Here is a 19256-nt window from a genome sequence, read left to right as displayed (position 1 = left end):
GATGCCGTACTCCGTGAGGGGCCGGGACCGCGCGACCGGGCGTCCGAGAGACCGGGGCCAGGTGGCCATCGAGTACCTCGGGTTCCTGCCGGTCCTGATCATCGTCGCCATGGCCGCCGTACAGCTCGGCCTGATCGCGTACACCGCCCAGCAGGCCGGCACCGCCGCCCGCGCGGGAGCCCGCAACGCCTCCCTCCAGGAGAGCGCGCAGGACGCGTGCGCGGCGGCGGTCAGCAGCTGGCTGGCGGACGGCACCGACTGCCCACCGGCCTACGGCGGCGACGAGGTGACGGTCACGGCCACCGTCGACATCCCCTCGATCGTCCCGGGCTGGGACTTCGGGAACGCCACCAAGACCGCCACCATGCCGCTCGACCACTGACCGAGGAGCCAAGGGACCGCATGAGCCTGCGCGCACGCATCCACTCCCCCGAGGAGCACGGCAGCCGGGGTGAGGACGGACACCTGGTCGCCTCCTACCGGGCCAAGCTCCTGGAGGAGATCGACCTCGCCGAGATGAGCTCGCTGGCGACGGCCGAGCGCCGGGCCCGCCTGGAGCGCGTCCTCGGCCACATCATCAGCCGCGAGGGCCCCGTCCTGTCGACGGTCGAGCGCTCCCAGCTGATCCGCCGGGTCGTGGACGAGGCCCTGGGCCTCGGCATCCTGGAGCCCCTGCTGGAGGACGCCTCCATCACGGAGATCATGGTCAACGGCCCCGACGCGATCTTCGTCGAGCGCGGCGGCCGCGTCGAACAGCTCCCCCTCCGCTTCGCCTCCAACGACCAGCTGATGCAGACCATCGAGCGCATCGTCTCGACGGTCAACCGCCGCGTGGACGAGTCGAACCCGATGGTCGACGCCCGCCTCCCCTCCGGCGAGCGCGTCAACGTGATCATCCCGCCGCTGTCCCTGACCGGCGCCACCCTCACCATCCGCCGTTTCCCGCGTTCCTTCACCCTCCAGGAGCTGATCGGCCTCGGCTCGCTCGACGAGCACATGCTGTACCTGCTCGCCGGCCTGGTGCAGGCCCGCTTCAACATCATCGTCTCCGGCGCCACGGGCACCGGGAAGACCACCCTCCTCAACGCCCTCTCCGGCCTGATCCCGGAGACCGAACGCATCATCACCATCGAGGACTCGGCGGAACTCCAGCTCCAGCAGGCCCACGTCATCCGCCTGGAGTCCCGCCCGCCGAACGTCGAAGGCCAGGGCCGGGTGACGATCCGCGACCTGGTCCGCAACTCCCTCCGTATGCGCCCCGACCGCATCGTCGTCGGTGAGGTCCGCGGCGGCGAGTCCCTGGACATGCTCCAGGCGATGTCGACCGGCCACGACGGCTCCCTCGCCACGGTCCACGCCAACAGCGCGGAGGACGCCCTCATGCGCCTCCAGACCCTGGCCTCCATGTCGGACGTGGAGATCCCCTTCGTCGCCCTGCACGACCAGATCAACAGCTCCGTCGACGTCATCGTCCAGCTCACCCGCTTCGCCGACGGCGCCCGGCGCATCACCGAGGTCGCCCTGCTGGCCAGCCACGGCGGCGAGCCGTACCGCCTGGCCACGGTCGCCCGCTTCAACGCCCGGCCGATGACCGCCGACGGCCGTATCCACGGCGCCTTCGAGTACCACCCCCTCCCGCGCCGCACCGCCGACCGCCTCTACATGGCCAACCAGCCCATTCCGCAGGCCTTCGGGGTGGCCCACACCCCGGACCAGCTCGCCACCCGAGAAGCCAGGTAGGACCCGCCGATGGAACTCGACACCCTCGTCACCCTCACCACCGGCATCACGCTGCTCACGTGCACCCTGGCGGTCATGGGCCTGCACTCCTACGCCACGGGCAAGGCCCAGCGCGAGGCCCTGGTCGACCGCCTCTCCGCCACCGGACAGATCCCCTCCGTCGGCCGCAGGCGCCGTTTCCGCAACCTGGACCGCCGCCTGCGCCGCACCAAGTTCGGCAGAAAGCTGGAACTGAAGCTGGCGGCGACCGGCCTGGACGTCACCCCCGGCGAGTTCTTCGCCTACATGCTCGCCACGGTCGCGAGCCTGTGGCTGATCGGCCAGGCGGCGCTTGCCCCGTTCTTCGGCCCGCTCGCCGGCCTGCTGGGCATCGGCGCGGCGGTCCAGTTCCTCAACTGGCAGCGCCAGAAACGCATCGAGAAGTTCATCAACCAGCTCCCCGAACTCGCCCGCATCCTCGCCAACGCCACCCAGGCCGGTCTCGCCCTGCGCACCGCGATCGGCATGGCGGCGGAGGAGCTGGAGGCCCCCGCCGGCGAGGAGCTCGGCAAGGTCGCCGACCAGCTCGCCCTCGGCGCCTCGATGGACGACGCCCTCGGCGAACTCGCCGACCGCCTCCCCTCCCGCGAGCTGGTCGTCCTGGTCACCACCCTCGTCCTGTCCAACCGGGCGGGCGGCCAGGTGGTCAGCGCCCTGCGCAACCTCACGGAGACCCTGGAGGAACGCAAGGAGACCCGACGCGAGGTCCGCACCCAGCTCTCCCAGGTCAGCATGACGTCGTACGCCGTCCCCGTCATGGGCGTCGGCTCGTTGTTCCTGATGAACGGGGTGAAGGACGGCGCGCTGGAACGCATGACGGGCTCCCCGGCCGGCCAGATAGCGGTGATCACCGCCTTCGGCCTCTACGCCGTCGGCTTCGTCCTCATCCGCCGCATGTCCCGCATCGACGTCTGAGGGGGGAGTGGAAATGGGACACGGACAGCTACTGGGACTCCTCCTGGCACTCCTCATGGGCCTGAGCGTCTGGGGCATCTTCGCCGGCATCCGCATGTACCGCGCCGACGCCAAACTCCCCGACGACCTCGCCCTGGCCCTGGAGGTCGGCTCCACCCGCACCGGAGCCGTCGACTCCCTCATCGACCGCATGGGCATGCGCTACGCCCCGGCCGTACTGCGCCTGATGGGCCCGACCCTGGTGGCCAAGTACCGCCGCAGGATCGACCTGGCCGGCAACCCCGGCGGCCTGACCATCGACCGCTACGCCGCCCGTCGCGCGGTCTACGGCTTCCTCGGCGCGGTCGGCTTCCTGGTCTTCCTCCTGCGCGGCCAGTTCGTGGTCGCCCTGCTCCTGCTGGCCTTCGGCGCGTTCTGGACGGAGGTCGGCATCTGGTCGGCGATCCGCATCCGCAAGGACGAGATCGAGCGGACCCTCCCCGACTTCCTGGACGTCCTGGCGGTCGTGGTCAGCGCCGGCCTCGGCTTCCGCCAGGCCCTGGATCGCGTCGCGATGCGCTACGAGGGCCCGTGGGCCGACGAACTCCGCATCACCCTGCGCCAGATGGACCTCGGCATGAGCCGCCGCCAGGCCTTCGCGGAGCTGCGCCGGCGCAACGACTCGGAACAGGTGGCGATGTTCGTGACGGCACTCCAGCAGGGCGAGGAACTGGGCGCCCCCATCGTCGACACCCTGGTCTCCCTGGCCAAGGACATGCGCCGCACGGACGCGCAGAACGCCCGCCGCAAGGCCGCGCGCGCGGTACCCAAGGCCACGATGATGATCACGACGTTCATGGTCCCGGCCACGATGATCCTCCTCGGTGCGGGTTTGATCCTGGGCTCGGGGACGGACTTCGAAACGATCACCGGTGAGTAGGGAGGACGTACGTCAGGAGAGTGCGACTGCACACGAAACGATGACTTCAACAACCGCCGATTCACGGCCTAGTCGGGCTGAATTGACGCAAAACCTTTCGCACCTGCAATCCATTGTGGGACAGTCGTTGTCTGGTACTCCCCGACAGGACGAGGTCCCAACCGAGCGCGAGGAGGTGGAGATCGTGGACGACGCGACGTCCGGCATGACCAGCCATCAGATCCCCGCCTCCTGCCACCAACGCGGCATCGTCCACCCTGGAGGGGAACACCATGACCAACTGGCTCCACACCATCGCCGCCCACCTGCAGACCCGCACCGCCGCCGCCCGCAACGACAGGGGGCAGACGGCCGTGGAGTACCTGGGGATCATCGCGGTGGTGGTGGCAATCGTGCTGGCGATCACTGGGACGGACATCGGGCAGACGATCTACAACGCGATCACGGACAAGATCACCGAGGTCACGGGCATCTGATGCCTCTCCGTGCGAACGACGACGCAGGGCAGGCCTTCCCCATCTACATCACAGTGGTGGGCGGCCTGCTCTTCCTCGCGCTCGCATACTTCGCGGTCGGACAGGCAGCAGCGATTCGTAGCGAGGCGCAGACGGCAGCGGACGCCGCGGCACTCGCAGCGGCCCTGGAAACACGGGACCGTCTCGCGGACGAATGGCTTGAGAACCTTCTGGAACCGGATTCATGGCAGGACATCTTCGACGGTAAGGCGCTGGTACCCGACGGGTGCTGGCGCGCTCACGAGTTGGCGGCAAGCAATGACGCGAGCGTGGAGTGTGAGCCCGACGGGCTCCTGGGCTACACCGCCGTAGCCGAGACCAACGACACCGTCGGGGACACCATCGTGCCGGGCACGGAGGATCAGAAGGCGATGGAGTCCGCGACCGCGGTCATCGAAGCCCGCTGCACGTTCAAGCCGCTCGCCGAGGACGCCGACGAGGACGAGTTGCCCAGTCTCTCCTGCAAGGACGGCGAGGACTGGGAACTGAAGCCGGACGACCTCTCGAACCTGCCGAAGCCCGAGGATCTCTTCGACGTCCACCTGACCGACTGACAAACGAACGACGAGGACGAAGGAAGCAGAGTCATGAGCATTCGGTTCACAACGAAGGCCCGCAGAGGATTGATTGCATGGCCCGTAGCGGTCGTGCTGGCCTTCGGCGTGGTGGGTTGTGGCGGCGGGGGTGACGACGACAAGCCGGATGCGTCGCCTGCCTCTTCCAGGAGCAGCGAGTCCAAGCCGGATGCTCAGGAGAAGGAGCCGTCGGAGACCCTGGCCGAGCTGAAGGGACCCAGCGGCCTGTTCCTCAAGATCACTGCCGCGCAGCGGGATGCAGGAGGCTTCGTCACGGTGAGCGGCGACCTCAAGAACGACAGCAGTAAGACGGTCAACGTCCCTGTCCAGGTGAGTGGTAACGAGACCGAGATCATCCGGAACGGCAAGTCTCTCGGCGGTGCCACTCTGGTGGACTCCAAGAGCAAGAAGCGCTACTACGTGCTGCGCGACACAGAAGGCCGCCCGCTCACGACGACCAACTTCCCAGCCCTTAAGTCAGGCGAGTCGCTGCCGGTCTTCATGCAGTTCCCCGCGCCCCCCGCGAGCACGACCGAGGTGACGCTCCAACTGCCCATGTTCACGCCCGGCACCATCGACATCTCCGGGTGAGGCCGAACATGACCTCCTCCCCGCGGCTCATCCTGGTCCTGACCACGGCCACCCTCATGCTCGCCACCACCCCGGCCCACGCCGACGACGACCCCAACGACCCCCCTGGCACCCAACCCTCCGCCTCCGCCCCCGTCGAGGTCGACCCCAACGACCCGGACCTCAAGCTCCCGGACGGTGCCACGCTCGCCCAGGCCAAGGTGCTGGACATCAAGTCGGTCGTGGAGGAACAGAGCGGCGACGAACGTCGCGAGGACACCAACACGAGCGTCACCCTCGCGCTCCAGGCGGAGGTGCTGTTCGGCAAGGACAGCTCGAAGCTCGGCGCCGAGGCGAAGTCCCGTATCGCGGGGATCGCGGAGGAGATCAAGGCCCAGAACGCCACGCGCATCCGCGTCTTCGGCTTCACGGACGACCTCGGCTCCTCCGCCCACGGCGACGTACTCTCCAAGCAGCGCGCCAACGCCGTACACGCCGTCCTGTCCCAGAACCTGAACGACGCCGGCATCACCTACGAGGTCCGCGGCTACGGCGAGCAGTACCCCATCGCCGACAACTCGACGGAGGCCGGCCGCAAGAAGAACCGCAGGGTGGAGGTCACGTTCCCGCGCTCGGGAAGCTGACGTCGGCTCACAACAGATGGTCCGCCTTGCCCGCCTTGATCTCCAGGATGAGCGACCGGAGAGCTTCGCGGCTGTCGGTGAGGGGACGGTCCTCCTGCCCGGCGACAGCGATGTAGGCGTTGCCTTCATTGTCGGTGCCTATGCGGAAGCAGTTGTTGCCTTCGCCGCAGAAGGGCTCTTCCCAGTTGACGCCTGCCACGGTGGCCATCTCCTCAGAATTCGCGGACGACATGACGGATGAGATCACGCGATGCCGACTGCGACAGCGCCGCGTTCTCCATCCAGTCCAGGTGGGCACGGTACTTGGTGAGCTGGGCCTCCGCTCCGGTGAATTCCGGCCCATGTGCGGAGTCCAGCTGAACGGTGTCGAGCTGGGGGACGGCCGCATCCGCGTACAGGAGGGCGTGCCCAGCTCCGGGGAAGCCATCCACATGCGTGGGGATCACCCGAACGTCGACACCTTCCTGTTCTGACCGTTGGGCCAGCTGTTCCAGTTGCCGACGTGCGGTCTCGAAGCCCCCGTAGGGCATGCGCAGCGCGGCCTCGTGCACGTAGGCGATGTACGAAAGCGGCTGGTGGCGGGTGAAAACCTGCTGTCGTTCCATGCGGTGGGCGACGCGCAGCTCCACCTCAAGACGGCTCAACGCCGGGAGTACAGCGGCGAAGACGGCCCGCGCGTAATCCTCAGTCTGCAGCAGCCCTGGTACGTGCATGACCTGCGCGGTCCGCACGCGCACGGCGTGCCACTCCAGTTCGGCGATGTCCAGCAGCCCGGCAGGCAGAGTGCCTCGGTGACGTTCCCACCACCCGCGCTCCCTGTCCTCGGCCATGGCGACCAACGCATCGACGTAGCCCTGGTCCGTACACGCGAAATTACAGGCGAGCGTACGGACACGGTCACCCGAGAAGGGACGGATTCCCGACTCCATGTTGGACAGCCGGGTGCGGTCGATGCCGAGCAGCCCGGCGGCGTACTCCGTGGTGACGCCCGACGCAAGCCGCATCTTCCGCATTTCGGCACCCAGGCGCTTCTGTCGCTCCGTCGGCGTACTTCTCGTGGCCATGCTGCCCTCTCCCGGCTGTGGTGGCCTCAGTCTGCCGAGGCTCAACAGGCAAGTCCACCTCGCTAGGGGTAATTATCTCCAAACATGTGGACACTGTGACTCACCTGCTTCTACTTTCAGTGACAGAGCGCGTGCGCAGCGCTCTTGCTCCGGAAGGGCATCACACGCGCCTGCCCGTAACCTCCGCCCCTGGGAGGGCAGGCCGTGTCAGGGAGACGAGCCACCGGACCGACACCAACCCAGTGCTCTCGAGCGAGGAGTTGCCATGCCCCCGTCCCCCACCACCTGTCTGGGACAGACCCCCACGGTCCATCCCTCCACCCCACCCACCCTCGAAACCCTCACATACAGCCTGACCCTCCCCGCCGCCCCGCAGAGCCCGGCCGTGGCCCGCGCAGCGACGCGCACGATCCTCCGGGCACACGGCCTGGAGGGCATGACCGAACCCGCGGTCCAGGTGATGAGCGAACTCGTCGCCTGCGCATGCCGTTTCACGCCCACCGCCGAGGTGTACGTCGCCCTGCGCTACCGCGACGACGCCCTCCGGGTGATCCTCTACGACGGCCACGCCCGCCACACCCACCCCCGCCTCGCGGCCGCCTGTGATGCCCGGCGCAGGTCGGCGCTCCGGGTCATGGCCTGCGTCGTCAGAGCCTGTTCCGGAGACTGGGGCTTCGGTGACGCCCGCCAACCGGGAGGCGGGACGCGCATGTGGGCCGTGCTGCCGAGGGACCTGGCCCGGAAGTACCTGGCGTGAAGCCTTGAACGGCTGTTCCCCATGCCGCAACGCGACGGCCGGGCATCGTGGCCGAGCCGCTCGGGAAGGCTGGCCTGGCCGGAGTGGACGGCAAGGGACGGAGGGTGAGCGCGTCATGGCGAGGACGGCACCGGGGCCCAGGGCCCGACGAGGGGGTACGCGTATCGGGCTGGCGGCGCTGGTGACGCTGCTGTCGACAACCGGATGCGGCAGGGCGGACGAACCCGGCCCCTCCGGCGCCTCGGCCTCGCCCGTCCGCCCCTCGGTGTCGGCTCAGGACGGGAGAGACACCGGCGCCTGTGCGGACGGGGACTGCGAGGTCCTGGTGACCGAGCCGGTCACGGTCCGCTTCCGCGGCCCCTCCGGGGCGGAGGCGACCCTGCACGTGACCAAGGTAGGGCCGAACGAGGTCGCCTACACCGTGAAGTCGGGCAGTGGCCAGTCCAAGGCCGGCACCCGTGGGTCAGGGGCGGGATGCGTCACCGTTCTGCGCAGCAGCGGCAGCAGCAACTTCTGCGGCGGATTCGGCGTCGACGGCAGGCCGAACCCCCAGCCCGACGCCGTGGTCATTCAGGCAGCGCCCGGCGAGGACGGTACGGCCCTCTTCCACATCGTCTCCGACTGAAAGTCCGGTCGTTCACGCACCAAGTCAGCCTCCCTCAGCCGCCACCACCATCTCCACCCGCACCCCCACCCGCACTCCCCACCCGGCCATCGCCCCGGCCTCGGCCTCCAGCACATGACGGGCACGGATCCGGGGCAGCCCCAGCCTGCCCGGCCGCATGGTGCGCACGGCGATGACGACGAGCCGTCGGTCCAGGTAGGCGACGTCGATGGGCATCCGCATCCGAAAGGTGTGCACGCTGTTGGCGGGGGTCAGGAGCATCGCCCCGTCGACGGAGTCCCGCCCCAACAGCCCCTTGGCGCGGGCCCGGTACGATCCGGCGATCTCCAGCGGGAGGCGAACACCCACGCCATCGGCCTGCCCTTCCACCACCAACGTGCCCACCCCGTCCTGCCAACGCCGCCGCCCCATGCCGATCCCCTCCGCACAGCCCGCTGTTCCGCCGAACGTATCCGTCCGGGATGGGATCCGACACGGTCGCCGCAGCCACCGTTCGGGCGGGACCGTCTGAAGAACGCGTACACCAAGGCAGTAGGGCAAGGCCGTCTGCTCGCGCGGGGTGGGACAAACAGCCCCGTCCTCGTGTCGTCTCCGGTCGAGGGCCGAGCGTCAACAGGAGACACCAGCGCCCTAATGCGGTTGTCCGGCGACCTGTGCCAAAGGTAGGAAGGCCCCATGACCGGACTCGGTGCCGTATTCCGTCCCCAGCTCGCCCCCGAGCGGCTGCGTGCTGTCGTCCGTGCCGCCGAGGACTCCGGGCTCGAGGAGCTGTGGCTGTGGGAGGACTGTTTCCGCGAGGGCGGGATCTCCACGGCCGCCGCGGCGCTCGCCTGGAGCGAGAGGATGCGGGTCGGCGTCGGGCTGCTTCCCGTGCCGCTGCGGAACGTCGCCCTCACCGCCATGGAGGCCGCCACCCTGCACCGCATGTTCCCCGGGCGTGCCATCCTCGGCGTCGGGCACGGGGTACAGGACTGGATGGGTCAGGTCGGGGCGCGGGTCGAGTCGCCCGTCACCCTGTTGCGGGAGTATCTGCTGGCCCTGCGGGCGTTGTTGCGCGGGGAGCGGGTGACCACGGACGGACGGTACGTCGCGCTCGACGACGTCGCGCTCGACTGGCCGCCGGGCCGGGGCGCCGAGGTGTTCGCCGGTGCCACCGGGCCCCGTTCGCTGCGGCTGGCCGGTGAGGCCGCCGACGGGACCGTGCTCACCGCGTCCACTCCGCCCGACGGGGTACGGCAGGCGCGTCGGCTCATCGACGAAGGGCGGGAGGCGGCCGGGCGGACGGACGCGCACAAGGTCGTCGTCTATCTACTCGCCGCCACCGGGAGCGACGCCCCTGAGCGGCTTCGGGCCGAGCTGGTCGCCGAGGGTGTCGGATCGGTGCCGGACCTCGGGGTCGCCGGGGACGCGGAGACCGTTGCCCAGGCCGTGCGGCGGCTGGCCGAGGCCGGGGCCGACACCGTGGTACTCCAGCCGACCGGCGACGAGCCCGACCCCGAGGGGTTCGTGCGGTTCGCCGCCGAGGAGGTCCGGCCCCTGGTCGTCGCCTAGGCCGTGCTCCAGCCCCCTCTCGCTCCACCTCACCGATCGGATCCGCCCCCCATGGCACAGCCCCCCGCCCCTCGTCCCCGTACCTTCGACGACCTCGTGGCCGAAGGAGCCTCCGTTCCCACCGAGGGGTGGGACTTCTCCTGGTTCGAGGGGCGGGCCAGTGAGGCGCGGCCCTCGTGGGGGTACGCGCGGTCCATGGCCGGGCGGCTCGCCGACGCCACCGCCGTACTGGACGTGCAGACCGGGGGAGGGGAGGTGCTGGACTTCGCCCTCCAGGCGGCCGGTACCCAACGGCCCCGGCTCGTCGTCGCCACCGAGGGCTGGGCGCCCAACGTCGCCAAGGCCACCGAACTGCTCCGCCCGCACGGCGTCCCGGTGGTCGCCTCGCCCGACGACGCGCCCCTCCCCTTCGCGGACGGAGCCTTCGACCTGGTCGTGAGCCGGCACCCGGTCGTGCCGCACTGGGCCGAGATCAGCCGCGTACTCGCGCCCGGCGGCACGTACTTCGCCCAGCACGTCGGCCCCGCCAGCGTCTTCGAGCTCATCGAGTACTTCCTCGGGCCGCAGCCGGAGGAGACCCGCAACCACCGTCACCCCGACCGTGAGCGCGCCGACGCCGAGGCGGCCGGTCTGGAGGTCGTGGACCTGCGGGCGGAGCGGTTGCGGATGGAGTTCCACGACGTCGGGGCCGTCGTGCACTTTCTGCGCAAGGTGGTGTGGATGGTCCCCGGGTTCACCGTCGAGGAGTACCGGGACCGACTGCGCGACCTGCACGAACGCATCGAGGCCGAGGGACCCTTCGTCGCCCACAGCACCCGCCACCTCTTCGACGCCCGCAAGCGACGCCCGTAGGCGCGGTGCTCACGCGTGCGGGCCCACCGTCACCTCGCCCACGACCAACTCCGCCCGCGCCTCCAGTACGTCCCCGACCCGTTCCGCCTGCGCCGCCAGCTCCCGTTCCTGCCGTGCCGTCAGACGCCCCAGCGGCTCGACCGTGACGGTCGTCCGGCTCCCCCGGCGCCGCTGGTGCCAGACGCCCGCCACGACACCGTCCACCAGCAGCACGGGGAAGTTGCCCGCCTGCCCGCCCGCCAGCGCCCGCTCGTACGCGGCCCCGGGGTAGAGCAGCTCGCGCGGCTGAGCGGCGATGAGGTACGCGTCGAAGTAGGGGAGCAGCCGCACCCCGCGCAGCAGTCCCTCCCGCTCCGGTCCGTCCGGGAAGTCGGTGTCACCGGTCACCACCCACGCCGACGTTCCCTCGAAGTCGACCGCCTCGATCTCGCCGGCGGCGGCCAGCTCCGCGTACAGCGTCCGCGCCCAGCCGGGCGGTGCGGCCAGCCACCGGGCGAAGTGCTGCGGGGTGGCCGGGCCGTAGGCGTGGAGGTAGCGGCGTACGAGACGGCGCAGCGCCTCCTCGGGAGCCGGCGGGGTGAAGTGGGGCGGGCGGGTGTACGTCACCTTGCGGCCGCGGTGGGGGCCGAAGGAGAGGACGCCGGACTGGCCCGCCCGGTGCAGCACCTGCCGCCAGCGCGGCCACATGGTCTGGAACGCCGGCATCACCAGGTCGCCGGCCCAGGGGCCGGTGCGGGCGACGACCTCCTCGCCGAGCTCGTCGATGGTCAGGAACGTGCCGTCGAGGGCGTCGCCGATCGCCGCCACGACCTGTCCGGCCTGCTCCTCGGTGAGGCGGACGTCGGAGGGGGAGGCGGTGCCCGGGCCGCCGGGGATCGCGGGCAGGGCGGCGCACCACATCGGCAGGTCCCGGGCCGGGAGCAGATGCACCGTCCCGCGCGGGCCGTGCGTCTTCACCAACGGGGGCGGCGCGGCGGACGATTCGGTCGGCCACAGGGCGGTGCGTACGTCCATACGGGTGGTGCCGTCGGTCCGCAGCCCCACGGACAGCTCGGCCGCGGACAGCACCTGGGCGTGGACGCCGAGCATCGTGCCGACTACGTCGGCGACCGGCGTGCCCGTTCGGGCAGAGTTGGCCAGGAACTGCCGTGCGAGCCGTCGTGCACTCGCCGAGCCCCAAGTGATCCGCTCCGTCTTGGTCATGAGGCGACGTTAGGGGAGTAGTAGGACAGAAAGTGGCCTAGTGGGTCGCGGAGTGGTGGATCTTCGGGGCGTAAGGGGCGTACCTTCGCAAATATTCGCCTGCCCGGAGAGAGGGTGCGGAATCACCCCTCGATCCTCACAGGGTTTCCACATCGTTATCCACCGCTGTCCCGTCCGGGTCGAATCCGGTCCGCCCGATCACGTAAATTCGAGGTCAGGTAATTCGCGTGAGCAAAGCTGCGCGTGTGGCACCGCGCAGTGGAGGGGGCTGCGCGGTGCCTGGTCAAGCGGGTGGTCGCCGGTGGGGTCACCCGGTGGAGGGATGGGCGGGCGGTTCGCCGCTCAGGACCCGGCGCACGCCCCGTCCTTCGGATCGCCTCTGCGGTCACTCCGTTTCCCTGTGGATACGCCCGGTTTTAGCCATGATTCAGGGCGGAATTGGTGCTTCCGTGGCCATCCGGGCGTCGCCGGGCGGTTTCGGAGAGTAGTTGTGGCACGCCGATGCACGCAGCATCACTTACAAAGGGTTATGGTGGAAACCCCCCCTCGGGCCGGTCCGTCTCCCCCCCACGGACCGGCCCGTTTTTCTGCCTCCTCGCAGCCGCCGTCCGTCTGCCGTCCGGCCGCCGTCCGTCTGCCTCCGGTCTGCCTCCTCGTAGCCGTCTCCTGAGGGACCCCCGTAACGAGGAGTTCACCGGTGTGTCGTCCCGGGTCGTGGCATGGCGGCGCTCGTTCGAGGGCATAAGCCAAGCAGGTCGACGCCCGAACCACGGGTGTCGTATCTCAGCGGACGGCACGGAGCCGTCCGCCCGGGAGGCCCTTTGCACCAGCCCGACCGTGCGGTCACGGCACGGAAGACGCGGCGGAGGGCCGGTTCGCGGCCCGCGCCGGTGCAGGGCGGCCGTCGACCGGTCGGCTCGCTCCCGCGCTCCCGGCCCAGCGTCCACTCCGTCGCTCCCCGACCTCATCCGAGGGGGTACGTCCTTCCGTGGTGACCAGCACAAAGCGCCACAAGCCAGATCGGCGCACCTACGTACTCGACACCAGCGTCCTGCTGGCCGACCCGAACGCCCTGAACCGCTTCGACGAGCACGAAGTCGTGCTCCCCATCGTCGTGGTGACGGAGCTGGAGGCCAAGCGGCACCATCCCGAGCTCGGCTACTTCGCCCGGCAGGCCCTGCGCCTGCTCGACGAGTTCCGGGTGCGGCACGGTCGCCTCGACGCCCCCATTCCGATCGGGGATCTCGGCGGCACCGTGCGTGTCGAGCTCAACCACTCGGACCCCGGCGTGCTGCCCACCGGCTACCGCCTGGGGGACAACGACTCCCGCATCCTCGCGGTCGCCCGCAACCTGCAGGCGGAGGGGTTCGACGTCACCGTCGTCTCGAAGGACCTCCCGCTCAGGATCAAGGCCTCCTCCGTCGGTCTGCTCGCCGAGGAGTACCGCGCCGAGCTCGCCATCACGGACGCCTCCGGCTGGACCGGCATGTCCGAACTCACCCTTCCGGGTGAACAGGTGGACGTGCTCTTCGAGGAGGGCCGGGTCCACGTCCCCGAGGCCGTCGACCTGCCCGTGCACACCGGTCTGACCATCCAGTCGGAGCGCGGCAAGGCCCTCGGCCGGGTCACGGCCGACGGCAACGTCCGCCTGGTGCGCGGCGACCGGGAGGCGTTCGGCATCAAGGGACGCAGCGCCGAGCAGCGGATCGCGCTCGACCTGCTCCTCGACCCGGACGTCGGCATCGTGTCGATGGGCGGCCGGGCCGGCACCGGCAAGTCGGCGCTGGCGCTGTGCGCGGGGCTGGAGGCGGTGCTGGAGCGCCGGCAGCACCAGAAGGTGATGGTCTTCCGGCCGCTGTACGCGGTGGGCGGGCAGGAGCTCGGTTATCTGCCCGGCTCCGAGGCCGAGAAGATGAGCCCCTGGGCGCAGGCGGTCTTCGACACGCTGTCGGCGGTCACCAGTCGGGAGGTCATCGAGGAGGTCACCGCGCGCGGGATGCTCGAGGTGCTCCCGCTCACCCACATCCGCGGCCGCTCGCTCCACGACGCGTTCGTCATCGTGGACGAGGCCCAGTCGCTCGAACGGAACGTTCTGCTGACCGTTCTGTCCCGGATCGGGGCCAATTCGCGGGTCGTGCTGACCCATGACGTGGCCCAGCGGGACAACCTGCGGGTGGGCCGGTACGACGGAGTCGTCGCCGTCGTCGAGAAGCTGAAGGGGCATCCGCTCTTCGCGCACGTCACCCTGACCCGCTCCGAGAGGTCCCAGATCGCGGCACTTGTGACCGAAATGCTGGAGGACGGTCACATCTGACCGGTCCGAGAACTCCGACCCGACAAGGGCCGGTTACCCGGCAGTCGGCGCCGTCCGGAAAGGCCAAGAGCCTAGCCGGGCGGCGCCTTCGCGTGTGGGGATTTCCGGGAATCCCCTGGGCCAAACGGGATGTGAGCTTTCACACGCAACACAGAATTGCCTCACCCCGCCGGGTTACGGCAGAGTCTCACTCCTGTCAGGCCCCGCATACGACACACCTGTACCCCCAGCGGTACGGCACCACAGAAGCACCAGTTTCAACTCCATAGCAGCGTCGTATGCCGCCCGAAGCACCACGCGGCGCTCCCCGCAGGGGAGTTGTCCACCGGGCCCGTGCCTCCCGTGACCCGTAGTTGGGGAGGCCAGTGCCAGGGGCACGATTGCGTCCGCGAGGGTCACCGAAGCGGGCGATGCTGGAAGGAAACCGTGTGAGCCGGATCTCGGTCCGGGGATTCGCAGTGGCCTCGGCCACGGCGGTCACCGCAGTCGGAAGCGTCGTCGGCGTTGCCTCGGGCAGCACCGCGCAGAACAACGACGCGGAGGCGACGGCAGCAGGCACGACGCTGCTCGCGGACATCCCCATGGGCGAGCAGGCGCAGGTGCAGACCGCGTCCCTGACGCAGCAGGCCGACGTACAGGCCATCGCCGCGGACGCGAGCGCCAAGAAGGACGCCGAGGAGGCGGCCCGCAAGGCAGCCGCCGCGACCGCCGTGGCCAAGCAGGAGAAGGCCAAGAAGGCGGCCCAGGAGGCCAAGGAGCGCGAGGCGGAGAAGGAAGCGGCCAGCCGCGACGCCGCGCGCGAGTCGACCAGCTTCGCCGTCCAGAGCTCCTACAGCATCAGCCAGATCCAGGCGATGGCACGTCAGATGGTGCCCAGCGGCCAGTGGCAGTGCTTCAGCAACATCGTGGACCACGAGTCCAGCTGGAACTACAAGGCGGTCAACCCCTCCTCCGGTGCCTACGGTCTCTTCCAGGCGCTCCCGGCGGGCAAGTACGCCTCGGCGGGCGCCGACTGGCAGACCAACCCGGCCACCCAGATCAAGTGGGGCCTCAACTACATGGACAGCCGCTACGGCAGCCCGTGCGAGGCCTGGACCTTCTGGCAGGCCAACCACTGGTACTGAGCCACTGGCGCTGAGCCCCCGGCCCAGCCCCTGCTCAACCTCGCGCAGCCCCTCGCCGTCCTACGGTGAGGGGCTTTCGCGTGCCCGCCATGTACGGTCGGACCGGACCCGAACGACTCCAGGGGGGAGTGGTGGGGAGAGACGGGGGAAGAGGACGGATCATGTCGCGAGTGCCAGGGTGGCTCGGTCGGCTCGGCGCCGGACTGACACAGATGGGCAGGCGGTTGGAGCAACGCCGCGCCGAGGCGGGGCGCGAGGGCGACGACGACACACCGGCGTCGCCCTCCGACGACGTACCGCCGCCGTCGGAGCACGCGTCACCGGAGCTCGCCGCTGCGGCCGACCAGCCGTACGCGGTCCCGACCCGCCCCGACCCGGCGCAGGCCGTGCCCTGGGGCGTACGGGTCGCCGCCGAGGCCGGATGGCGGCTGCTGGTCCTCGCGGGCACCGTGTGGGTGCTGATGCGGATCATCAGCGCCGTCCAGCTGGTGGTGCTGGCGTTCGTGGCCGCGCTGCTGATCACGGCGCTGCTCCAGCCGGCCGTGGCGTGGCTGCGCCGGCACGGCGTGCCGCGGGGGCCGGCCACCGCCCTGACCGCGATTCTCGGCTTCGTCGTGATGGGCCTGATCGGCTGGTTCGTCACCTGGCAGGTCATGGAGAACATCGACAACCTCTCCGACCAGGTCCAGGACGGCATCGACGAACTGCGCAACTGGCTGCTGAACAGCCCCTTCCACGTCACCGACAAGCAGATCAACGAGATCGCCAAGAACCTGCGCGAGGCGGTCGGCGCCAACACCGACCAGATAACGTCCGCCGGGCTCGAGGGCGTCACCGTCGTCGTCGAGGCGCTCACCGGCATCCTGCTGGCCGCCTTCTCGACGCTCTTCCTGCTCTACGACGGCAAGCGCATCTGGCAGTGGACGCTCAAGCTGGTGCCGGCGGCGGCCCGGCCGGGCGTGGCCGGGGCCGGTCCGCGCGCGTGGCGGACGCTGACCGCGTATGTGCGCGGCACGGTGATCGTCGCGCTGATCGACGCCATCTTCATCGGCCTCGGCATCTACTTCCTGGACGTGCCGATGGCCGTCCCGCTGGCCGTGTTCATCTTCCTGTTCGCCTTCGTCCCGCTCGTCGGCGCGGTCGTCTCGGGCGCGCTCGCGGTCGTCGTGGCGCTGGTGACACAGGGCGTGTTCGCGGCCGTCATGACGCTGGTCGTGGTGCTGGCGGTGCAGCAGATCGAGGGCCACATCCTGCAGCCGTTCATCCTGGGCCGGGCGGTGCGGGTCCATCCGCTGGCGGTGGTGCTGTCGGTGGCCGCGGGCGGCATGGTGGCCGGCATCGGCGGCGCGGTGGTCGCCGTACCACTGGTGGCGGTGACGAACACCGTCGTGGGCTATCTGCGGGCGTACTCCCGCGAGGCCGCCGTACGGCAGGCCCCGAAGCCGCGGGGCGCGACGGCGACGGACGCGTCCCCGGCGGTGGGGCCGACACCCACCGAGAAGGAGCCGCCGCCGGGCGCCGCCCCGGCGTAGCGACGGCACGGCAACGGGCCCCGGTCACCTGAGGGTGAACGGGGCCCGATGCTGTGTTCCGGTTCTGTGTTCCGGGGCGGGACTACTGGGCGGCTGCCAGGACCGCCTCGGCGTCCAGCGTGGCGCCGACGGCCTCGACCACGGCGGCGATCTTGAACGCCTCCTGGATCGTCTCGCGGTCCACACCGGCCTTGCGGAGCACCTGCTCGTGCGAGTCCAGGCACATGCCGCAGCCGTTGATGGCGGACACCGCGAAGGACCACAGCTCGAAGTCGACCTTGTCGACGCCCGGGTTGCCGATGACGTTCATCCGCAGGCCGGCGCGCAGGGTGCCGTACTCGTGGTCCGACAGCAGGTGCCGGGTGCGGTAGAAGACGTTGTTCATCGCCATGATGGCGGCGGCCGACTTGGCGGCCGAGTACGCCTCGGGCGTGAGGTTGGCCTTCGCCTCCGGCTCCAGCTCACGCAGGACGATGGGGGAGCGCGAGGCGATGGCGGTCGCCAGCACGGTGCCCCACAGCTGCTGCGCCGGGAGGTCGGAGTTGCCGATGACCGAGCCCAGGTTGAGCTTCAGGTCCTTGGCGTAGTCCGGTACGGCGGACTTCAGGGAGTCGAGGGACATGTCAGATCACTCCCCGGCCAGCAGCGCGACGGGGTCGAGGGTCTCGTCGCCCTTGCTCCAGTTGCACGGGCAGAGCTCGTCGGTCTGCAGGGCGTCGAGGACCCGCAGGACCTCCTTGGGGTTACGGCCGACGGAGCCGGCGGTCACCATGGTGAACTGGATCTCGTTGTTCTGGTCCACGATGAACACGGCGCGCTTGGCGAAGCCGTCCTCGCCCTCGATGCCGAGGTCGCGCATCAGCTCGTGCTTGGAGTCCGCCATCATCGGGAACGGCAGGTCGGTCAGGTCCGGGTGGTCCTTGCGCCAGGCGTGGTGCACGAACTCGGAGTCGCCGGAGAAGCCGAGGACCTGGGCGTCACGGTCGGCGAACTCGTCGTTCAGCTTGCCGAAGGCGGCGATCTCGGTCGGGCACACGAAGGTGAAGTCCTTGGGCCAGGCGAAGACGACCTTCCACTTACCCTCGTAGGTCTTGTGGTCGATCGTCTCGAACTCCTTGCCCTTCTCCAGCGAGACGCAGGCGGTCAGTTCGAACTCGGGGAACTTGTCACCGACAGTGAGCACGTGCTCTCCAAAAGCGCAGCGAAGAAACACCCGCTTTGCGAGTGTTTCCCATGGGTTGGACGCTATGGATGTTGGCACAGGGTGCATTGATTAGTGAAATAGCTACACTCGGTCGGGTTGATCGGAGGTGGCTATTAGTGACGGGTAAGAAGAGGCAGCCCAGCCTCGCCCAGCTGCGGGCTTTCGCCGCGGTCGCCGAGCACCTGCATTTCCGCGACGCCGCGGCCGCGATCGGGATGAGCCAGCCCGCGCTCTCGGGCGCCGTCTCCGCACTGGAGGAGACACTGGGTGTCACCCTCCTGGAGCGTACGACGCGCAAGGTGCTGCTCTCGCCCGCCGGTGAACGGCTCGCGGTGCGGACCAAGGCGGTCCTGGCCGAGGTCGGCGCGCTGCTGGAGGAGGCGGAGGCGGTACGGGCGCCGTTCACCGGCGTGCTGCGCCTCGGCGCCATCCCGACGGTGGCGCCGTATCTGCTGCCCACCGTGCTGCGCCTCGTCCACGACCGCTATCCGGCCCTCGACCTCCAGGTCCACGAGGAGCAGACCGCGAGCCTGCTGGACGGCCTCACGACCGGCCGCCTCGACCTGCTCCTGCTGGCCGTCCCGCTCGGCGTGCCCGGGGTCACCGAGCTCCCCCTCTTCGACGAGGACTTCGTGCTCGTCACCCCGCTCGACCACCGGCTCGGCGGCCGGGAGGGGATTTCGCGCACGGTCCTGCGCGAGCTGAAGCTGCTGCTGCTCGACGAGGGGCACTGCCTGCGCGACCAGGCCCTCGACATCTGCCGGGAGGCGGGCCGCGCCGACGTCCCGGCGACCACGACGGCGGCGGGACTGTCGACGCTGGTGCAGCTGGTCGCCGGCGGCCTCGGCGTGACGCTGCTGCCGCGCACGGCGGTCCGCGTGGAGACCTCCCGCTCCAGCCAGCTCCTCACCGGCTCCTTCGCCGACCCCGCCCCCACCCGCCGCATCGCCCTCGCCATGCGCACGGGCGCGGCCCGCTCCGCGGAGTACGAGGAACTGGCGGCGGCGCTACGCGAGGCGATGGACCACCTACCGGTCCGCATGCTCCCCGACTGAGCCGCCACCGACCCCACGCGAACGGGCCCCGACGTCGGGCACGCCCGCCCGCACCTCC

At 70.0% G+C, this 19256-nt stretch carries 22 protein-coding genes; 16 read left to right on the top strand and 6 right to left on the bottom strand.

Annotated elements, in window-relative coordinates; translation table 11 throughout:
- Position 1: 1 nt before the first annotated feature.
- The 8 genes from ACIGO6_RS19995 to ACIGO6_RS19960 all read left to right on the top strand — a co-directional run bounded on the left by ACIGO6_RS19995 (position 2) and on the right by ACIGO6_RS19960 (position 5917).
- Positions 2 to 382 (top strand): TadE/TadG family type IV pilus assembly protein, encoded by a 381-nt coding sequence (locus tag ACIGO6_RS19995; protein WP_399877826.1) that lies wholly within the window; start codon positions 2 to 4, stop codon positions 380 to 382.
- Positions 383 to 402: 20 nt separating this feature from the next.
- Positions 403 to 1740: a CpaF family protein gene (locus ACIGO6_RS19990; protein ID WP_399877823.1), complete on the top strand. Its 1338-nt coding sequence runs from the start codon at positions 403 to 405 to the stop codon at positions 1738 to 1740.
- A gap of 9 nt (positions 1741 to 1749) precedes the next feature.
- On the top strand, positions 1750 to 2694 hold the full coding sequence (locus ACIGO6_RS19985) for a type II secretion system F family protein (RefSeq protein WP_399877821.1): 945 nt from the start codon (positions 1750 to 1752) through the stop codon (positions 2692 to 2694).
- 13 nt (positions 2695 to 2707) lie between these two features.
- Entirely contained in the window at positions 2708 to 3613 is a 906-nt protein-coding gene (locus ACIGO6_RS19980; protein ID WP_399877818.1) for a DUF5936 domain-containing protein, read from the top strand.
- Positions 3614 to 3885: 272 nt separating this feature from the next.
- Complete coding sequence (locus ACIGO6_RS19975) at positions 3886 to 4089, top strand: Flp family type IVb pilin (RefSeq protein ID WP_399877816.1); 204 nt, start codon at positions 3886 to 3888, stop codon at positions 4087 to 4089.
- Entirely contained in the window at positions 4089 to 4682 is a 594-nt protein-coding gene (locus ACIGO6_RS19970; protein ID WP_399877813.1) for a pilus assembly protein TadG-related protein, read from the top strand. Before ACIGO6_RS19975 ends, ACIGO6_RS19970 begins: the two co-directional genes overlap by 1 nt.
- Positions 4683 to 4715: 33 nt before the next feature.
- The gene (locus ACIGO6_RS19965) at positions 4716 to 5294 is read left to right on the top strand and encodes a hypothetical protein (RefSeq protein WP_399877810.1); all 579 of its coding nucleotides are present in this window, start codon (positions 4716 to 4718) and stop codon (positions 5292 to 5294) included.
- A gap of 8 nt (positions 5295 to 5302) precedes the next feature.
- On the top strand, positions 5303 to 5917 hold the full coding sequence (locus tag ACIGO6_RS19960; protein ID WP_399877808.1) for an OmpA family protein: 615 nt from the start codon (positions 5303 to 5305) through the stop codon (positions 5915 to 5917).
- A 7-nt stretch (positions 5918 to 5924) separates the two neighbouring features.
- Here ACIGO6_RS19960 and ACIGO6_RS19955 read toward each other — a convergent pair whose 3' ends face one another.
- Both ACIGO6_RS19955 and ACIGO6_RS19950 read right to left on the bottom strand, forming a co-directional pair.
- On the bottom strand, positions 5925 to 6125 hold the full coding sequence (locus ACIGO6_RS19955; protein WP_399877805.1) for a hypothetical protein: 201 nt from the start codon (positions 6123 to 6125) through the stop codon (positions 5925 to 5927).
- A 4-nt stretch (positions 6126 to 6129) separates the two neighbouring features.
- Positions 6130 to 6981 carry a helix-turn-helix domain-containing protein gene (locus tag ACIGO6_RS19950; RefSeq protein WP_399878193.1) on the bottom strand — a complete coding sequence of 284 codons (852 nt, stop codon included), beginning with the start codon at positions 6979 to 6981 and terminating at the stop codon, positions 6130 to 6132.
- A gap of 265 nt (positions 6982 to 7246) precedes the next feature.
- Here ACIGO6_RS19950 and ACIGO6_RS19945 point away from each other — a divergent pair, with 265 nt between their 5' ends.
- Positions 7247 to 7738 (top strand): ATP-binding protein, encoded by a 492-nt coding sequence (locus ACIGO6_RS19945; protein WP_399877802.1) that lies wholly within the window; start codon positions 7247 to 7249, stop codon positions 7736 to 7738.
- 115 nt (positions 7739 to 7853) lie between these two features.
- Positions 7854 to 8363 carry a hypothetical protein gene (locus ACIGO6_RS19940; RefSeq protein WP_399877800.1) on the top strand — a complete coding sequence of 170 codons (510 nt, stop codon included), beginning with the start codon at positions 7854 to 7856 and terminating at the stop codon, positions 8361 to 8363.
- Positions 8364 to 8387: 24 nt separating this feature from the next.
- Here ACIGO6_RS19940 and ACIGO6_RS19935 read toward each other — a convergent pair whose 3' ends face one another.
- On the bottom strand, positions 8388 to 8774 hold the full coding sequence (locus ACIGO6_RS19935; protein ID WP_399877798.1) for a DUF192 domain-containing protein: 387 nt from the start codon (positions 8772 to 8774) through the stop codon (positions 8388 to 8390).
- Positions 8775 to 9038: 264 nt separating this feature from the next.
- Here ACIGO6_RS19935 and ACIGO6_RS19930 point away from each other — a divergent pair, with 264 nt between their 5' ends.
- Positions 9039 to 9914, top strand: a complete 876-nt coding sequence (locus ACIGO6_RS19930; protein ID WP_399877795.1) for an LLM class flavin-dependent oxidoreductase — start codon at positions 9039 to 9041, stop codon at positions 9912 to 9914.
- 51 nt (positions 9915 to 9965) lie between these two features.
- Positions 9966 to 10766: a class I SAM-dependent methyltransferase gene (locus tag ACIGO6_RS19925; RefSeq protein WP_399877792.1), complete on the top strand. Its 801-nt coding sequence runs from the start codon at positions 9966 to 9968 to the stop codon at positions 10764 to 10766.
- Between the two features lie 9 nt (positions 10767 to 10775).
- On the opposite strand, the gene ACIGO6_RS19920 is transcribed toward ACIGO6_RS19925, so the two are convergent.
- Positions 10776 to 11969 (bottom strand): winged helix DNA-binding domain-containing protein, encoded by a 1194-nt coding sequence (locus ACIGO6_RS19920; RefSeq protein ID WP_399877789.1) that lies wholly within the window; start codon positions 11967 to 11969, stop codon positions 10776 to 10778.
- Between the two features lie 988 nt (positions 11970 to 12957).
- Between ACIGO6_RS19920 and ACIGO6_RS19915 the strand changes: the two genes are divergently transcribed.
- The 3 genes from ACIGO6_RS19915 to ACIGO6_RS19905 all read left to right on the top strand — a co-directional run bounded on the left by ACIGO6_RS19915 (position 12958) and on the right by ACIGO6_RS19905 (position 16939).
- Positions 12958 to 14283 (top strand): PhoH family protein, encoded by a 1326-nt coding sequence (locus ACIGO6_RS19915; RefSeq protein ID WP_399877786.1) that lies wholly within the window; start codon positions 12958 to 12960, stop codon positions 14281 to 14283.
- A gap of 428 nt (positions 14284 to 14711) precedes the next feature.
- Entirely contained in the window at positions 14712 to 15407 is a 696-nt protein-coding gene (locus tag ACIGO6_RS19910; protein WP_399877784.1) for a transglycosylase SLT domain-containing protein, read from the top strand.
- 161 nt (positions 15408 to 15568) lie between these two features.
- Positions 15569 to 16939, top strand: a complete 1371-nt coding sequence (locus ACIGO6_RS19905; RefSeq protein WP_399877781.1) for an AI-2E family transporter — start codon at positions 15569 to 15571, stop codon at positions 16937 to 16939.
- A gap of 82 nt (positions 16940 to 17021) precedes the next feature.
- Here the strand turns inward: ACIGO6_RS19905 and ACIGO6_RS19900 are convergent, their stop codons facing one another.
- Together ACIGO6_RS19900 and ACIGO6_RS19895 are read right to left on the bottom strand one after the other, a co-directional pair.
- A complete protein-coding gene (locus ACIGO6_RS19900) occupies positions 17022 to 17561 on the bottom strand; it encodes an alkyl hydroperoxide reductase (protein ID WP_399877778.1) in 540 nt (179 codons plus the stop codon).
- Positions 17562 to 17567: 6 nt separating this feature from the next.
- Complete coding sequence (locus ACIGO6_RS19895) at positions 17568 to 18122, bottom strand: peroxiredoxin (RefSeq protein ID WP_395574520.1); 555 nt, start codon at positions 18120 to 18122, stop codon at positions 17568 to 17570.
- A 137-nt stretch (positions 18123 to 18259) separates the two neighbouring features.
- Here ACIGO6_RS19895 and ACIGO6_RS19890 point away from each other — a divergent pair, with 137 nt between their 5' ends.
- Positions 18260 to 19198 carry a hydrogen peroxide-inducible genes activator gene (locus tag ACIGO6_RS19890; protein WP_399877775.1) on the top strand — a complete coding sequence of 313 codons (939 nt, stop codon included), beginning with the start codon at positions 18260 to 18262 and terminating at the stop codon, positions 19196 to 19198.
- The last annotated feature ends 58 nt before the right edge of the window (positions 19199 to 19256 follow it).

The organism is Streptomyces sp. NPDC053750 (genome assembly GCF_044544295.1).
Classification (GTDB): Bacteria; Actinomycetota; Actinomycetes; order Streptomycetales; family Streptomycetaceae; genus Streptomyces.
The sequence above is the reverse complement of the archived record's forward strand: the minus strand, read 5'-3'. Positions and strand labels throughout refer to the sequence as shown.

Excerpts from the sequence above, each read along its gene's own strand:
- ACIGO6_RS19930 (WP_399877795.1), top strand. The coding sequence starts at position 9,039 with ATGACCGGACTCGGTGCCGTATTCCGTCCCCAGCTCGCCCCCGAGCGG.
- ACIGO6_RS19955 (WP_399877805.1), bottom strand. The coding sequence starts at position 6,125 with ATGGCCACCGTGGCAGGCGTCAACTGGGAAGAGCCCTTCTGCGGCGAA.
- ACIGO6_RS19920 (WP_399877789.1), bottom strand. The coding sequence starts at position 11,969 with ATGACCAAGACGGAGCGGATCACTTGGGGCTCGGCGAGTGCACGACGG.
- ACIGO6_RS19970 (WP_399877813.1), top strand. The coding sequence starts at position 4,089 with ATGCCTCTCCGTGCGAACGACGACGCAGGGCAGGCCTTCCCCATCTAC.
- ACIGO6_RS19925 (WP_399877792.1), top strand. The coding sequence starts at position 9,966 with ATGGCACAGCCCCCCGCCCCTCGTCCCCGTACCTTCGACGACCTCGTG.
- ACIGO6_RS19990 (WP_399877823.1), top strand. The coding sequence starts at position 403 with ATGAGCCTGCGCGCACGCATCCACTCCCCCGAGGAGCACGGCAGCCGG.
- ACIGO6_RS19965 (WP_399877810.1), top strand. The coding sequence starts at position 4,716 with ATGAGCATTCGGTTCACAACGAAGGCCCGCAGAGGATTGATTGCATGG.
- ACIGO6_RS19905 (WP_399877781.1), top strand. The coding sequence starts at position 15,569 with ATGTCGCGAGTGCCAGGGTGGCTCGGTCGGCTCGGCGCCGGACTGACA.
- ACIGO6_RS19980 (WP_399877818.1), top strand. The coding sequence starts at position 2,708 with ATGGGACACGGACAGCTACTGGGACTCCTCCTGGCACTCCTCATGGGC.
- ACIGO6_RS19935 (WP_399877798.1), bottom strand. The coding sequence starts at position 8,774 with ATGGGGCGGCGGCGTTGGCAGGACGGGGTGGGCACGTTGGTGGTGGAA.
- ACIGO6_RS19945 (WP_399877802.1), top strand. The coding sequence starts at position 7,247 with ATGCCCCCGTCCCCCACCACCTGTCTGGGACAGACCCCCACGGTCCAT.
- ACIGO6_RS19995 (WP_399877826.1), top strand. The coding sequence starts at position 2 with ATGCCGTACTCCGTGAGGGGCCGGGACCGCGCGACCGGGCGTCCGAGA.
- ACIGO6_RS19975 (WP_399877816.1), top strand. The coding sequence starts at position 3,886 with ATGACCAACTGGCTCCACACCATCGCCGCCCACCTGCAGACCCGCACC.
- ACIGO6_RS19960 (WP_399877808.1), top strand. The coding sequence starts at position 5,303 with ATGACCTCCTCCCCGCGGCTCATCCTGGTCCTGACCACGGCCACCCTC.
- ACIGO6_RS19900 (WP_399877778.1), bottom strand. The coding sequence starts at position 17,561 with ATGTCCCTCGACTCCCTGAAGTCCGCCGTACCGGACTACGCCAAGGAC.
- ACIGO6_RS19985 (WP_399877821.1), top strand. The coding sequence starts at position 1,750 with ATGGAACTCGACACCCTCGTCACCCTCACCACCGGCATCACGCTGCTC.
- ACIGO6_RS19950 (WP_399878193.1), bottom strand. The coding sequence starts at position 6,981 with ATGGCCACGAGAAGTACGCCGACGGAGCGACAGAAGCGCCTGGGTGCC.
- ACIGO6_RS19940 (WP_399877800.1), top strand. The coding sequence starts at position 7,854 with ATGGCGAGGACGGCACCGGGGCCCAGGGCCCGACGAGGGGGTACGCGT.